General features: G+C 50.2%; 15 protein-coding genes. 9 read left to right on the top strand and 6 right to left on the bottom strand.

Annotation, left to right across the window (positions count from 1 at the left end):
* Positions 1 to 245 precede the first annotated feature (245 nt).
* From ASF12_RS26685 to ASF12_RS26695, 3 genes are all read left to right on the top strand, one after another.
* Entirely contained in the window at positions 246 to 1,202 is a 957-nt protein-coding gene (locus ASF12_RS26685; RefSeq protein WP_056041257.1) for an ABC transporter permease, read from the top strand.
* Positions 1,203 to 1,214: 12 nt separating this feature from the next.
* The gene (locus ASF12_RS26690) at positions 1,215 to 2,099 is read left to right on the top strand and encodes a carbohydrate ABC transporter permease (protein WP_056041258.1); all 885 of its coding nucleotides are present in this window, start codon (positions 1,215 to 1,217) and stop codon (positions 2,097 to 2,099) included.
* Positions 2,100 to 2,214: 115 nt separating this feature from the next.
* Complete coding sequence (locus tag ASF12_RS26695) at positions 2,215 to 3,729, top strand: DUF3502 domain-containing protein (RefSeq protein WP_056041260.1); 1,515 nt, start codon at positions 2,215 to 2,217, stop codon at positions 3,727 to 3,729.
* 112 nt (positions 3,730 to 3,841) lie between these two features.
* On the opposite strand, the gene ASF12_RS26700 is transcribed toward ASF12_RS26695, so the two are convergent.
* Positions 3,842 to 5,227, bottom strand: a complete 1,386-nt coding sequence (locus ASF12_RS26700) for an MFS transporter (RefSeq protein WP_056041262.1) — start codon at positions 5,225 to 5,227, stop codon at positions 3,842 to 3,844.
* 119 nt (positions 5,228 to 5,346) lie between these two features.
* Here ASF12_RS26700 and ASF12_RS26705 point away from each other — a divergent pair, with 119 nt between their 5' ends.
* From ASF12_RS26705 to ASF12_RS26715, 3 genes are all read left to right on the top strand, one after another.
* On the top strand, positions 5,347 to 6,234 hold the full coding sequence (locus tag ASF12_RS26705; RefSeq protein WP_056041264.1) for a LysR family transcriptional regulator: 888 nt from the start codon (positions 5,347 to 5,349) through the stop codon (positions 6,232 to 6,234).
* A gap of 205 nt (positions 6,235 to 6,439) precedes the next feature.
* The gene (locus ASF12_RS26710; RefSeq protein ID WP_172455524.1) at positions 6,440 to 6,820 is read left to right on the top strand and encodes a globin domain-containing protein; all 381 of its coding nucleotides are present in this window, start codon (positions 6,440 to 6,442) and stop codon (positions 6,818 to 6,820) included.
* 14 nt (positions 6,821 to 6,834) lie between these two features.
* Complete coding sequence (locus ASF12_RS26715; protein WP_056041266.1) at positions 6,835 to 7,542, top strand: DUF2225 domain-containing protein; 708 nt, start codon at positions 6,835 to 6,837, stop codon at positions 7,540 to 7,542.
* Positions 7,543 to 7,729: 187 nt separating this feature from the next.
* Here the strand turns inward: ASF12_RS26715 and ASF12_RS26720 are convergent, their stop codons facing one another.
* Positions 7,730 to 7,972, bottom strand: a complete 243-nt coding sequence (locus ASF12_RS26720) for a hypothetical protein (protein WP_056041267.1) — start codon at positions 7,970 to 7,972, stop codon at positions 7,730 to 7,732.
* Positions 7,969 to 8,181 (bottom strand): YycC family protein, encoded by a 213-nt coding sequence (locus ASF12_RS26725; RefSeq protein ID WP_056041269.1) that lies wholly within the window; start codon positions 8,179 to 8,181, stop codon positions 7,969 to 7,971. Before ASF12_RS26725 ends, ASF12_RS26720 begins: the two co-directional genes overlap by 4 nt.
* A gap of 341 nt (positions 8,182 to 8,522) precedes the next feature.
* On the opposite strand from ASF12_RS26725, the gene ASF12_RS26730 reads away from it, so the two are divergent.
* Positions 8,523 to 10,307 (top strand): M3 family oligoendopeptidase, encoded by a 1,785-nt coding sequence (locus ASF12_RS26730; protein ID WP_056041270.1) that lies wholly within the window; start codon positions 8,523 to 8,525, stop codon positions 10,305 to 10,307.
* A 90-nt stretch (positions 10,308 to 10,397) separates the two neighbouring features.
* Here the strand turns inward: ASF12_RS26730 and ASF12_RS26735 are convergent, their stop codons facing one another.
* Genes ASF12_RS26735 through ASF12_RS26745 form a run of 3 tightly spaced genes read right to left on the bottom strand, consistent with a single transcriptional unit; the run spans position 10,398 to position 12,996 of the window.
* Positions 10,398 to 11,171, bottom strand: coding sequence for an ABC transporter ATP-binding protein (locus ASF12_RS26735; protein ID WP_056041273.1), 774 nt, complete (start codon positions 11,169 to 11,171; stop codon positions 10,398 to 10,400).
* A gap of 24 nt (positions 11,172 to 11,195) precedes the next feature.
* Positions 11,196 to 11,954: an ABC transporter permease gene (locus ASF12_RS26740; RefSeq protein WP_056041275.1), complete on the bottom strand. Its 759-nt coding sequence runs from the start codon at positions 11,952 to 11,954 to the stop codon at positions 11,196 to 11,198.
* Positions 11,929 to 12,996: an ABC transporter substrate-binding protein gene (locus ASF12_RS26745; RefSeq protein ID WP_056041276.1), complete on the bottom strand. Its 1,068-nt coding sequence runs from the start codon at positions 12,994 to 12,996 to the stop codon at positions 11,929 to 11,931. The genes ASF12_RS26740 and ASF12_RS26745 overlap by 26 nt, the downstream gene beginning before the upstream one ends.
* A 329-nt stretch (positions 12,997 to 13,325) precedes the next feature.
* Here ASF12_RS26745 and ASF12_RS26750 point away from each other — a divergent pair, with 329 nt between their 5' ends.
* Positions 13,326 to 13,988 carry a CBS domain-containing protein gene (locus ASF12_RS26750; RefSeq protein WP_081419067.1) on the top strand — a complete coding sequence of 221 codons (663 nt, stop codon included), beginning with the start codon at positions 13,326 to 13,328 and terminating at the stop codon, positions 13,986 to 13,988.
* On the top strand, positions 13,985 to 14,785 hold the full coding sequence (locus tag ASF12_RS26755; protein ID WP_056041279.1) for a pyruvate, water dikinase regulatory protein: 801 nt from the start codon (positions 13,985 to 13,987) through the stop codon (positions 14,783 to 14,785). Before ASF12_RS26750 ends, ASF12_RS26755 begins: the two co-directional genes overlap by 4 nt.
* The last annotated feature ends 55 nt before the right edge of the window (positions 14,786 to 14,840 follow it).

Consider the following 14,840-nt stretch of genomic DNA (forward strand, 5'->3'; position numbering starts at 1 on the left):
GGGGCATATAATGCGGTCCTTCCTCAATCGAGGAAGGACCGCATTTTCTATTTTAGCTTCGCTATCTACCCTGCAAAGCCCCATTTCTAGGGCTTTTTTTTATTTTTTAAGGGATTTCACTTTTTTTAAGCCTGCCCATTTCGCACTGTTTAAGCGTTTTCATTTATTTGTGATTGCGCTTTCATTTTGAGCGGGGCTATAGTGGACCCACAGACCGAAACTAAAACCAGAGGGAGTGAAACATCATGTCAGACGAAGCTATTCAGCTTAGCAAAGCAGCAGGCGGAAGGCGACGGTTCAAGTCGCTGCGCAATGACAGCTCGCTGTTTCTGCTTGCGCTGCCTGGCGTTATTGTACTTGTACTATTCGCCTATCTGCCCATGAGCGGGCTCATACTCGTATTCAAAAACTACAATTTCAACGGCGGCATATTCGGCAGTCCTTGGGCAGGCTTCGCAAACTTTGAATTTTTCTTCTCAAGCATGGACAATGCGATCCGCGCCACGCGCAATACCGTCATGCTGAACGTATTGTACATGCTTACGGGTACGTTTTTCTCAGTAGCCATCGCGATCGTGCTGAATGAGCTGAGAGGCAAGCTTTTTATCAAAATTACGCAAAGCGTCATGTTTTTTCCTTATTTTATTTCCTGGATCGTCATTGGGGCGATATTGTTTTCCTTCCTCGACTTTGACAAGGGGGTCATGAACCGCCTGCTCGAGGCAGTAGGTATGCAGCCTGTTGACTGGTACTCCAATCCGTGGCTGTTCGTAGTTGTGCTCGTGCTTGCGAATATTTGGAAAAGCGCGGGCTATGGCGCCATCATTTATTATGCGGTGCTGCAAGGCATCGATCCTTCTTATTATGAGGCCGCGCGAATAGATGGCGCCTCGCGCATACAGCTGATTACGCGCATTACGCTGCCTCTGCTAATTCCGTCGATCATCCTGCTTACTTTGCTTGGAATCGGGGGGATGCTCAAGGGCGATCTCAGCATGATTATGGGCGTCACCTTCCTGAATCCGCTGCTGCTTCCGACTACCGACATTATCGACGTGTATGTATACCGTACAGCCATCCGCTCCGGCGAATTCGGCTTCGCTTCAGCTATTACGCTGTATCAGTCCGTCTTCGGGTTTCTGCTCGTGCTGATCGCAAACAAGCTGGCTGGATGGTACGACAAGGAAAGCAAACTATTTTAGGAGACATGTGATATGGCTAATCAAGAAAACAAAACGCTCATTATCTTTTTTTATGCCTGCATCAGCCTATTCGCCCTTATTTGCCTCATTCCGTTCGTAATGGCCGTCTCCGGCTCATTCTCGACAGAGTCGAGGCTCGCAGCGGAAGGTTATTCCTTCCTGCCTCGGGGCTTCAGCCTAGACACGTATGCCTTTATGTTTGGCTCGAAGGCGGAGCAAATTTTGCAAGCGTATTTGACGTCCGCAGTCGTTACGGTGCTCGGCACAGCGTCCGCCGTGCTCGTTACGACAGCCTACGCCTACGTTATATCGGTGAAGGGCTTCCGCTACCGCAACTTTTTCGCCTTTATGGCTTATTTTACGATGCTGTTCAGTGGCGGCACGCTGCCTTGGTATATTTTAGCTACGAAATATTATCATCTGGACAATACGCTTGCTGGTTTGTTCGTTCCTTACTTGCTCAACGTGTTTCTTATGTATTTGCAGGCCAATTATTTCAAAAGCATTCCGCATGAAATTATCGAATCCGCTCAAATCGACGGTGCGGGCCATATTCATATCTTTTTCCGTATTATGCTGCCGCTTGGACAGGTTGGTCTTGTGACGATCTCCCTATTTTATGCGCTGCAGTTCTGGAATGATTTCTACTTGCCGCTGCTGCTTGTTTCGGAGGAGAGGCTGTATACGATCCAATACATGATGTACAACATGATGGCTAACATTCAATATTTGGCTTCTGGAAACAGCGCGCAAATTGGCGGCGCTATCGTTGCCCCTCCTCTGGAGACGGCCAAGATGGCGATGACCTGTCTGACCGTGCTGCCGATCGCGATTTTGTATCCGTTCCTCCAGCGTTATTTCGTAAGGGGAATCATCGTCGGTTCCGTCAAGGGCTGATACGGCTTTTTGCGGTTGTACATGGTATGATGGACGAATTCCTTTATATTAGATCAGCGTCCATGTTGCCATTGAACAATATACAAACATAAAAACAATACAGGAGGGTTCACACATGGTAAAGAAACGCGTATGGTCAGCTCTGCTCTTGGCAGCGCTGCTGCTTGTCACTGCCTGCGGCACGGGAAGCAATAACGGGAATGAATCTGCATCGCCTGCTAATGGCACAAATAATGAAAGCGCTGGCAGCGGGCTTAAGCCGGCCAAGCTCAAAATCGTCCTTTACGGCGACGAGTCGAACCGCATGAAGGAGCTTTCCAAAGCAGAATTTAAGGATCTGATCAAAAAAGAAATCAACGCCGACATTGAATTTCAGTTTCTGCCCTGGACAGAATACGGCGGCGGGAAAACTGATTTGATGCTGTCAACCGGCGAGGATTTTGCAACTTATACGGATACGAATTATATGGTCAAGTCCGTAGCAAAAGGACTTTATACCGATCTGACGCCATTTATGGAAAAAGCGGCTGGCGATCTGAAGAAATCGATTGATGACAATTCCTTTACGGCCTTCCAGCTTGACGGCAAGCAGTATGCGGTTCCGGTAGGCAATAAGCCAAACTCGGGGGAGTTCTACAGCGTGCTGGCGCGCCAGGATTTGCTGGAGGAGGTTGGAATGACCAGCCTTTCATCGTTGGCGGAGCTGGAGCAATTTTATGACAAAGTCCATGCGAAGCATCCTGAGCTGATTGGCTTTGCAAGCACGGACGCCCGCAGATTGCTGATGTACGAATATACGGACAAAAATTTGTTCTGGCAAAATGATATGCTCGCTATTGATGAATCAGCCAAGGATGACAAAGTGATCAGCTGGTTTGAAAGCGAGGAGTTCAAAGCGTATGCCGCGATAATGAAGGGCTGGTACCAGAAGGGCATTATTCCTAAATATGCTGCGACTAACCTGCCTCAATTGCAATCCGATTGGAACTCCGGCAAGGCGATGTTCTGGGCTGGAACGGCAGCGCGTCCGTTTGAAGGCGCGGCTTCGATAACGCAGGCTGTTCCGACAGCGAAGCTTGCCAACTATTTTTTGAACAAGGATCAGCCAAAGATTAGCCGTGGCACGTATAGCACCGCATGGTTTGTATCGGCTAATGCTGCTGATCCCGAGCGTTATGTGATGTTCTTCAATTTGCTTCAGAAAAATCAGGAGCTGTACGATTTGTTCGCGTATGGCATCAAGGATAAGGACTACACGCTTGATGAGAGCGGCAGACTGACACGTACCACTACCGATTCGCTTATACCGGATTGGCTGCTGATGAATAAAAACTTTATGCGTTTCGACAATACGGTTCCAGAAGACTTTATTGCCCAGTATAAAGCATGGGACGATGATGCGATTATTTCGAAGGGTGCAGGCTTCAACTTCGATAATACGCCAGTCAAAAACGAGGAAACCAAAATCAATGGCGTATTCTCGGAGCTGTTGTCGCCAATAGCCAGCGGCTTCCTGGACTACGATACGTATTTCCCGAAAGCATTGGATAAGCTAAAGGCCGCAGGCTTTGACAAATACAAGGCGGAATACCAGAAGCAATTTTCCGCATGGTACGCTGCCAAGCCGTAAGGCAGTCTGTCTTATGGGAAGCAGTCGAATAGTGCAAGGCGAGTTAGGAAAGAGAAAGGCGGTACAGCTGCTTACACGAGCGCTGTACCGCCCTTTTTATGTGCAGCCTGCTTTACGGACTTGCCAGCTGCCCTGACTCCAAGCGCCGCCGATTCATGAATACCAAGGAAATTGCAATTACCGTAAGGATAATGCCAAGCACTCGAAATCCCCCAGCGTTGAACGCACCTCCCATTACGATGCTTATCAGTAAGGATGAGAGAATGGTCCCCAAATATCTTGATGTATTAAACAACCCGGAAGCTACACCAATGATTTCTCTAGGAGAGCTTTGGAACAAAGCGGCTTGCATGCCGACATTATTCAACCCGTTGCTAACACCGAATGCGGCTAAAGCGAAACACACACTAATAACTGGTGAAGAAGCATCCAAGGTCATGATCCAAATGGACCCCAGTGCCATCAGTATTGCAGATACTAGCAAGGCGGGGCGAGGACCTGATTTATCGATCCATCGTCCTGCTATTGGAGAAACAACGAGCGAGCATAAACCCAAGCTTAGCATGAGGATGCCTGTATGGAATTCATTGATATGACGTACCATTTGCAAGTAGGATGGAAGCCCGAAAAAGATCGAGTAAAAAAGCAGGTTAACGAGCATAAATTGGACGTTGACCCAAGTCATCGCAGGATATTTGGCGAATGCGCGCAAAGGAATAAAAGGGGATGCTGCCTTTAGCTCGTGTCGTACGAAAGCGACCAGCAGCGCAAGTCCTGCAAGCAAGGCAATGACATTCCAAGCGGAGACGTGCCCTACTGATTTTGCTGACAGCAAGCCAACGAGCAGCGCAACCAGACCTGCTGTGAAGAGCACTATCCCTGGCGCATCCATCAAAGCAAACCATTTACGGAAGGACATGTCCCGAGTAACGGTTGTTGGCGGCTGGTCATTTGGAATCGTCCTCCAAGCTAATAGAAAGCTTGCTACTACGAACGGAATATTGACGAAGAAAATCGCATGCCAATCCCACCAGTGAATCAAAACTCCGCCAATAAAGGGGCCGATTGCCGCCGCTCCTGAAAGGAATATGGACATAACGGACAGCGCAGTCGCTTGTTTCTCCGTAATATGAATCCGTACAATGGCCATGCCAACCGCAACCATCATGCTTGTTCCGATTGCTTGTACAATGCGAAACACGATGAGCAGCCCAAAGCTTTGCGATAGTGGAGCTAATAAAGAAGCAACGAAGGCTACAACAAGCCCCGTAAGAAATATTTTCTTGCGACCGAATAAATCGCTGGCTTTTCCCATCACAGGCTGAGCGACAGCACTCGCAATGTAGAATACAAAAATAATCCATGAAACATCTGTAAATGCAAGGCGGTACACATCCTGCAGCCTTGCAATAGCAACAGCAATCATTGAGGAATTTAATGGGTTCAAAAGCACACCCAGTCCAACGGAAATCAATAACCATCTGTTGCGAACATTCATTTTTGGTCACCCCCAACGTGTATATTCTCATCGTACTTGAAATCGCTTATTCATTCCAACGCATTTTATGTTATGATTTCATTCACTTGAAGGAATGAGTGAATGAATGGAGGGCGGAAATGGAACTTCTTCAATTGCAATATTTTATCACAGTGGCTCGATTGGAACATATGACCGAAGCAGCCCAAAGCTTGCACGTTACGCAATCGTCATTAAGCAAAACGATTCAACGCTTAGAGGAAAATCTAGGGGTCCCTTTATTCGATCGAGTTGGAAGGAAGCTGCGGCTCAATGAGTACGGAAACCGCTTCCTTCAGCGTGCAGAAAGGGCTTTATTTGAATTGGAACAAGGGAGGCAGGAGCTTAGCGATTTATCCAGCCCGGAGCATGGCGCCTTGAAATTGGCGGTGACCGCCGCAAGTACGCTGCCCCATATCCTTCGCGAGTTCCGAAAAAAGCGGCCCAATCTCCAATTCCATGTGCAAATGCTGACTACGCAGGAAATGGTAACGCTTCTGCATAGAGGAGAGGTCGATTTTTGCTTGTCGTCCCCTCCTATAAATGGAGATGACATTGAATGTGAAATCGTGTTCATGGATCCCATCCTCGTAGCGGTTCCAGTGGGGCATCGGCTGGCAGACCGAAGCAGCATATCCTTAACAGAGCTAAGAAATGAATCGTTCGTCGGTGTGAAAAAAGGCTATGGGACCCGCGATTTGGTGGACTCTGTTTGCCAATCGGTTGGATTTGCCCCTCACTATGTGTATGAGGGCAATGAACCTGCAAGGCTAAGCGCACTGGTGGAAGCCGAGATTGGCATCGCCTTCATACCAAGCACGGCAAGGAATTCACGGGAAGCTATCAACTATGTCCAAGTAGAAAAATACGAATTGGTTCGGGAGATCGCTTTATTGCGGCACAGGACTCGGTACCTTTCCCGGGCTGCACTGGAATTCCGCGAGGTTGTTATCGAGTACTTTCGGGGGCTGTCCGAACAGAGCATTTAATCAGATGATTGATCACGAATTCGCCGTTTTTAGAGGGGGATAACAAAATAAAAGCAGGCCTATTTATATTATAATAGTCTTATGGCCCAGTACGAACCGGGACTATTAGGTTGGAAGCAAGGTGATACGGAGAAAAAAGGTTGAGACAGTCAAATTTTTCTATGATATAATACTAAATACCTACAAATTGGAGCTGAAAATGTCGATGAATAGGAATATAAGCCTCTATGAAGCACTTGGTGGAGATAGGTCTTTAAGGCTTATTGTAGAGTCGTTCTACCCAAAGGTACAGGCACATCCATTACTCGGTCCATTGTTTCCGGAAGATATTAATCCGGTGATGGAGAAGCAGCATATGTTTCTCACCCAGTTTTTTGGAGGGCCGACGTTATTCTCCGATGCTTTCGGGCATCCGATGATGCGTGCACGGCATATGCCATTCGAGATTACGCCTGCGCGTGCCGAAGCTTGGCTGGATTGCATGAACAGAGCGCTTCAGGAAGTAGGCATTGAAGACGAGCTGAGACAATTTGTTATCGAAAGACTATCAGGACCTGCCCATCATTTTGTAAACACACCAGAATAGGAGATGTGGTCTGTATGGAACCGCTATATGAAACGAAAGTACAATGCATTTGCTGTGAGACAAGTTTTATGACCTCGCGCGTGCGTCCTAGTTTTAAGAAAGCGGTGAAGTCAGACACAGACTTCTGCGGTTATTATAAAGCGGATATAAATCCCGATTATTATGTCGTTCGCGTATGCCCAACTTGCGGTTATGCATCGACAGAGAATGGCACAGAACGGCTGAGCGATAAACAGAAGCTGAGCTATTATGAAAATGTCGGCTCGCGCTGGGTTGCTCGTGAGTTCAGCGGTGAGCGCTCGCTGCAGCAGGCTATGGCGACGTACAAGCTGGCGCTGTTGTCGGCTCAATCGGTGGGCGAATCCCCGCGTGTGATCGCTGGCATTTTGCATCACATTGCATGGTTGTACCGCTATGAGGGCAACCACGCCCAGGAGCAGCGTTTTCTGAGATTTGCGCTGCAAGCGTATGTGAAAGTTTTTGAAGGGGAAGGCGCGGAGCTCAATGGGGCCAAGCTGATGTATTTGATTGGCGAGCTGAACAGACGCATCGGCGAACGCGCAGAGGCTGTACGCTGGTTCTCGCGCATCGTCAATGACAAGCGCATTATGGATGCCGCGATGATACGGGCGAGCCGCGAGCAGTGGCAGCTCATTCGCGAGGAACAGGAAACGAGCAGAATGCTGGAGCAAGAGCCGCATGGCGAGCTGACATCTGCATAATACGCTTCAAGCAAGCTTGAAGCAGCCTGGAACGAATGAAGAAGCTTCCGCATTTCCGCTGTAAGCAGCGGGTGTGGAAGCTTCTTGTTTTTGCTATGCGGCAAGCGGCTAATAGTCCGAGGCTTCCATTAGTTGAACGGGAGCAGGATGCTTCGGATATGTGATAGGACCTGTCCGCGCTAACGAGTTAGCCGTCCAGCTTGCGCAAGCGCTCGGTTGCCAGCAAGTAGTCGCCATCTACATCGATAATCGTTACTCGGTTGTGGCAGCAGGGAAAGACCAGCAGCTTTTTTTTGCCTTGCTGGATGAGCGGGATTTCCTTGGGACGAATCGGGATTAGCACATTGCTGGCCTGGCAAAACGGGCAATCATGTACATAGATGTCATTCATCATAATGTCGTAGGGCCAGGTGTTCTCAAACGGAATCATACAGGCTTGTCTCCTGAAGCTTCATCTTCTGATGGGTTCGCAGCGGCTGTGTTAGCCTCGGCTTCGGCTTCGGCTTCGGCTTTGGCGAGCTCACCGAGCTTTTGCAGCAAAATATGTTTTGGCATATGCATTAAGTGCTCAATCGGGATGCCGAGCTGCTTGGACAGCTTGATTGCAGTATCCGCTGAAATTTGTAAAGGCTGGGACATGGTAGAAATCCTCCAATCTGTATATAATTAAGTTATACACCGCCTCCAAAGAATGCGCAAATGAAAAGCGAATCTTACGGGCGGTTTTTAATGAAATATAAGCATTAATAAGTTTCACACCTATAAATAGGCTTATATTTCACCCTTGAAACGACAGCTTTGCCGCCGAAGGACGGCTTCAGCCGTTTACGCTTGAAATATAGGAAAGTATATGATTTTCTCATCCTTTCTCTATATTTCTCGGACTGAAACGCGCTGCGCCACCAAAGGACGGCGATAGCCGTTTCACCTTGGTTGATTTAGTCATTAAGGAAGATTGGGCTAGGAGAGGAGATAGACGGATGTCAGTTGGTCATTATTCATTAACATGGAATTTGGACTCGATTTATGCAGGAGGAGCGGGCTCGGAGGCTTTTGCAGCGGAGATGGCTGCGGTGCAGCAGGAACTGTCGGAGCTAGAAGGACTGCTTGCAGCACCGCAGGAGGGAGCCGCTTATTTAAACAGGGCAACGGAGCTTGTGCAGTCGGTTTTGCTGCGGATGCGCCAGTCGGATTCATTCGTAGCTTGTTTGACCGCGCAAAATATGAAGGACAAAGCTGCAACCGCCTTGAATGATCGCATCAAGACGCTGAATGCGGCCTTCCAAGGCGCATTGACGCGCTATGATAATGTGCTGCGCAGCGTTGATGATGCAAGCTGGACAGCATGGATCAGCGAGGGACCAGCGGCTGAGATTGCATTCAGCTTGACGGAGCGCCGCGAGCAAGCGAAGGAGAAGCTGTCTCCAGAGCTGGAGTCTTTAATCGAAGATATGGCGGTAGACGGCTATCATGGCTGGGGAGATTTGTACAATCTCGTCGTATCGCGGGCGAAATTCAATGATGTCGGGGCAGATGGCGAGAAGCGCGAGCTGTCGGCAGGACAGATGTTTAATAAGCTGTCAGCGAGTGACCGTTCGGTTCGTCAGGCGGCTTTTGCCGAGTGGGAACGGGAATGGGGCGAGCAGGCTGATCTGTGCGCAGACGCCTTGAACCGGATTTCCGGCTTCCGCCTGAAATTGTATGGCAAGCGGGGCTGGGACTCAGCGCTCAAGGAGCCGCTGCAAATGAACCGGATGAGCGAGAAGACGATCGGGGCTATGTGGTCGGCGATCAACGAGGGCAAGCCGGAGCTGGTTAAATATATGCAGCGCAAAGCGAAGCTGCTTGGTGTCGAGCAAATGGATTGGCACGATATGTATGCATCCATCGGTACGGCGGAGAAGGTCGTCAGCTATGACGAGGGCGCGGCGCAAATTTTAGAGCAGTTTGCGAAGTTCAGCCCGGAGCTGGCCGCTTTTTCAGAAAAAGCATTTGTAGACCAATGGATCGAGGTCGAGGATCGTCCGGGCAAGCGTCCTGGCGGCTTCTGTACTTCATTGCCGAAAAGCAAAGAGACAAGAATTTTTATGACGTATTCGGGTACCGCATCGAATGTGTCGACACTTGCGCATGAGCTGGGACATGCTTACCATCAGCATGTGATGAATGATTTGCCAGCCTATTCGCAGGAATATGCGATGAATGTGGCCGAAACAGCCTCGACGTTCGCAGAGCTGATCGTATCGGATTCCGCGCTTAAGGCAGCTACGGACAAAGATGAGAAAATCGCTCTGCTGGAAGAAAAATTGAGCAGCGCGGTATCCTTTTTCATGGATATCCATGCGCGGTTTTTGTTCGAGACTCGTTTCTATGAGCGTCGTGCCGAAGGCATGCTGACCGTAGATGAGCTCAACAAGCTGATGGAGGAAGCGCAGCGTGAAGCGTTCTGCGGCGCATTCGGACAGGTGCACCCGCTGTTCTGGGCTTCAAAGCTGCATTTCTACTTCACAGATGTGCCTTTCTACAACTTCCCGTATACGTTCGGCTACTTGTTCAGCGCGGGCATTTACGCACGGGCCGTGAAGGAAGGGGCAGCTTTTGCCGACCGCTATGTGGCGCTGCTGCAAGATACCGGCCGCATGACGGTTGAGGATTTGGCGCAAAAGCATTTGGGCGTCAATTTGGAGGAGCCCGATTTCTGGCGGGAGGCGGTCGCGTTGACGACGGCCGATGTAAAGCTGTTCCTGGAGATGACAGAGGAATAACATAGATCGCTTAATAATGAAGAAAAAGAAGCCAGCAGAGCCGGGAAAAGCTTCCCGAGGCCTGCTGGCTTCTTAGGTTTAGGTTTAAATTTAGGTTTCCGCGCCAATGAGCTGCTTCAGGAGCTGTTGATCTGCTTCGTTGAAAGCTGATCCGAGGCTTGTCTCCGCAGGGCGCATGTTGCTCGTTTGGTATTCTTCGCTGACTTGGATCAGATGATGGGCTTCATGAATGTCCAAGGCTATTGAGGCGGGGGAGCCTGCTAGCAGAACGATTCTCGAACCAAGCCGTAAAGCTTCTTCGCAGTCATGGGTGACGAGAAGCACGGTGGGCTTGTCCATCTCCCACAGCTTGAGCAGAAGCTGCTGCATGTTAAGCCTTGCGGCCGGATCAAGACTTTGAAACGGCTCATCCATCAGCAGCAAATCAGGGCTGGCGGCGAATGCCCGCACGAGCGAAACACGCTGCCGCATGCCGCCACTGAGCTGGTGGGGGTAGTGATGGATGGCAGCCGCAAGTCCTGCTTCGCGAAGCAGCTCCATGACCTTATCGGGTGTGCAGCTGTTTTTAGCAGGCTTGGCGCTGTTTGGACCTAGCACCCAAAGTACATTTTCGAGCACCGTTTTGCCGGGCAGCAAACGTGGCTCTTGGAACACGCAGCTAATGCGATGCTTGTTGATGCTGCTGTTGCGAATCACCCGGCCTTGCTCGGGCTTCTCCAAGCCTGCTGCACAGCGAAGAAGCGAGGTTTTGCCAATGCCGGAGGCGCCCATCAGGCAGGTGATGTTTCCTTCGCCCAATTGCAGGGAAAAATCTTGGAAAACGGTTTTGCCGCCAAAGGTCAGCTTGATGTTGACGAATTGCATCAGCGTTTCTCCTTCTAGATCATGTTAATCGGCAGCTGCCGGTTCTTTGCGATGGAGCAGCTTTCGTGCGATCTGCTCCATTGAAAGGCCGAGCAGGGCAATGACGAGCGTCCATGCCATAACGTCCGGTATTTCCAAATAAATTCGCGCCGTATTCATCGACGCGCCGATCCCCGTATGACCGCTAATAAGCTCCGCCATGACAACCGTTTTCCAGCCCATACCGAGATTGACCATAACAGCGGCCGACCAGAAGGGCTTCAATGCGGGCATATAAATGCCGGCAATTCGTTTGCCTGCGCCTACTTGGTACACAGCGGCCATTTCCAGCAGCTCGCGCGGAGCCTGCCTGACCCCTTCGACCGTATTGAAAAAGAAAACAGGAACAAGCGCAATCGTGACGATTAGCACCTGTGCCCCGCCATTCGTGCCCAGCCACATGATGGCTAACAGCATCCAAGACACAGGCGGTACCGCCTGAAGCAGTGAAATGGCGGGGCGAATATATGCCTGTACGCTGTCCCGCCATCCGGCAGCCACGCCTAGTCCGGCTCCAAGCAGGAAGGCGAGCGCGAAGCCTGCGGCAAAACGGGCGATGGTCCGCTTCAGCGGCTCCCACAGTGCTCCTTCGGCAACGAGTGCTGCCAATGCTTGCAGCGTTTCGATGGGACCGGGCAAAATGACCGGCGGATACAAACGCGCCGCCCCCGCCCAAACGAGCAGCAGGAGCAATGCGGCGCTTATTGGCCGCAAGCCATTACGGCGCGTAGTAGAAGCCATCATCCGGCAGCTTGCCCCCGACCGACTCTGGCGCCATTTTCAGCAATATATCGAAGTAGCGATCCGTTTCTTGACGTGATTCCGCAGCTGTCTTGAAGGAAAGTGTAATTTTGCCCATGGCCTGCGTCAAAACAGCTTCCGGCATGCCGAAGGCTTCGGCAGCCGCAGTTAAATTAGCGCCTGGCAGAATGGCTTCCTCGAGCGCTGATTTATACTGGCTTTGGAAGGCGGCAATTGCTTCTTTATTGGTTTTGGCCCATTCGCGGTTCACGAATACGCCGGTTTGCGGCAAGCTTTCGCCAAATGCTTTCTGCCATTCCGCATCATAATCGACCACCTCGGACAGCTTGCCTCCCAGCTTCATGCGCAGTCCGCTAAGGAATGGCTCCGGCAGCACGGCATGCTTGATCGTACCCGCAGCAAGCTGCTGCATCATATCCGGAATCGTCGAATAGGCGAGCTCAATATCCGAAGCAAGTGCTGCTTCGCTAATCAAATATTTCGTCAACGTGTCGGGAGGGCCGCCTTGGCCGGGAATATAGACGGTTTCGCCTGCAAGATCGGCGAGCGTTTGTTTTTCCGTATCCGTCGATATGAGGTACATGGAGCCCCATGTATTGACTTGAATGAGCTGAACCGGCAAGCCTTTGGCATAAAGATTGCTGCCCACATTAAGCGGAGCTGCAATAAAGGCGGCATCGCCGTTTTGGACGCGGGCGAGCAACTGCTCAATCGTATCCCAAGTTTCTATTTTAAGCGCAATCGTATCCGCAGGCTTGTCTGCTGCAAGAAGTGCTGGAATGAGCGAAGGCGCCTTTGGCGTTAGAAAAGTGACAGCCTGTGCTTCCTGTGCTGGTGCTGCTGTTGCTGTTGCCTGCTGCTGTGCAGCGGTTTCTGCCGATGTTTCCGCTGACGCCGTTGCATTCGAAGCAGGGCTTGAAGCCTGGGGCTCCTTCTCGCTGCTGGAACAGCCGGCAATAATCATGGATACAGCAAGTGTCCCTGCCATTAGCAGCCTGCTGATCTGGTGACGAAATGTACCCATTCGTTTGTCCAACTCCTTAAGTGTTTGTGTGGTTTTGTTAAGAATCATTCTCAATTATAGAGGGTGGAGGAGAATGCACCATCCCATAAATGTGGGATTCACTTGCGCCTGAGGGGCAAGGGGCGTCATATAGCGGTCATTTTTCTCGAAAAGGGGATTTATGAGCATTATATCGTTCTCTTTCATACGCTATCAGAAACACTAATAGCATTATGTTGTCTTATATATTGTGCATCATATTTATATGTGTTATATTAATTGCGGATAATGACCATTCAATATGATGACTATCTTATAGATAGATATGGTCGAGAGGGGGAGAGAACGTTATACAGCTATCATCCAGGCAGTTAGAGCTTATTGAGCTGGTAAAGAAGCATGCGCCTGTTACCGGAGAGCAACTTGCAGATTATATAGGCGTGAGCCGTCCTACTCTGCGCTCGGATTTTTCGCTGCTCGTGATGCTGGGGCTTCTTGATGCCAAGCCGAAAGTCGGTTATTTCCTAGGCAATGCCTACCGCGGCGTGGACAATTCGGAAACGAGGCAGCGCTTTGATCATATGAAGGTTGCCGAAATACAAGGAGTACCAGTGAACATACCGGATACGCTTTCCGTTCATGATGCTGTAATCACTCTGTTTACCGAAAATGCGGATACGCTGCTGATTGTTAATGAAGAGAAAAAATTTGTCGGCATCGTAACGCCTAAGGATTTGCTGAAAATTACGCTAGGCAATGCGGGAGCTGCATCCATTCCTGTAAGCATGGTTATGACGCGTTTTCCGAATATCGTGACGCTTTCCAGTGATGATTCGGTGGCGGATGCGATTCGCAAAATGATTTTACATCAAGTGGACTGTTTGCCGGTTATTACGTCGGTGGACGAGTCCGGTCAAGGTCCCGAGGTTACCGGTTGGGTGTCCAAATCCAATATTATTCGTCTGATGTCGGACATCGCAGCAGCAGAGGAACTGGGGGAACAAGGTTTATGACAGAAGAAATCATATACGTGTGCTCCGATGCGGTGGGCGAGACAGCAGAGGCAGTGGCGAAAGCAACGCTGCGGCAGTTTTCTTCGGAGCATGTCAAAATTAAACGTTATGGCCATATGAAGACGGAGGATGAGGTTATTCAGGTTGTTGCTGAAGCAGCCCGCACCGGCGGCTTTATCAGCTATACCCTCGTACAGCCGGAGCTGCGCGAGCTGATGAAGGAAGAAGCTTTACGCTGGGGTGTACGCGCAGTCGATGTGATGGGACCGATGATGCAAGCCTACGTGGATACCTTTGGCAGCTTTCCGAAGCGTAAGCCAGGCTTGCTCCATTCAATGGATGATGAATATTATCGCCGTATGGAAGCGATTGAGTTTGCGGTTAAATACGATGATGGCAAAGATGCAAGAGGATTTATACAGGCCCAAGTGGTGCTGATTGGGGCATCGCGGACGTCGAAGACGCCGCTTAGCGTATTCTTGTCCCACAAAGGCATTAAGGCAGCGAATTTGCCGCTGATGCCCGAGGTGAAGCCGCCTGCTGAGTTGTATCCGCTGCCAGGCCGCCTTATTGTCGGCTTGACGATGCAGCCAGAGCAGCTGCTGCACATTCGCTCCGAGCGTCTGAAGACGCTGGGCTTGCCGGGTTCGGCCCAATACGCTTCCATGGAACGCATCATGGAGGAGCTTAATCATGCGTCACGCGTCATGGAGGAGCTTGGCTGTCCAGTCATCGATGTAACGAGCCGGGCTATTGAGGAAACAGCTGGCATTATTATAGAAATGATGAACAGCTAGCAGCGCAGCCTTTTTCCACCACACTTCCAGGGTTGCTGTGCGAAGAGGTATAGAT

Origin of the sequence: Paenibacillus sp. Leaf72 (assembly GCF_001422685.1) — a bacterium.
Lineage (GTDB): Bacteria > Bacillota > Bacilli > Paenibacillales > Paenibacillaceae > Pristimantibacillus.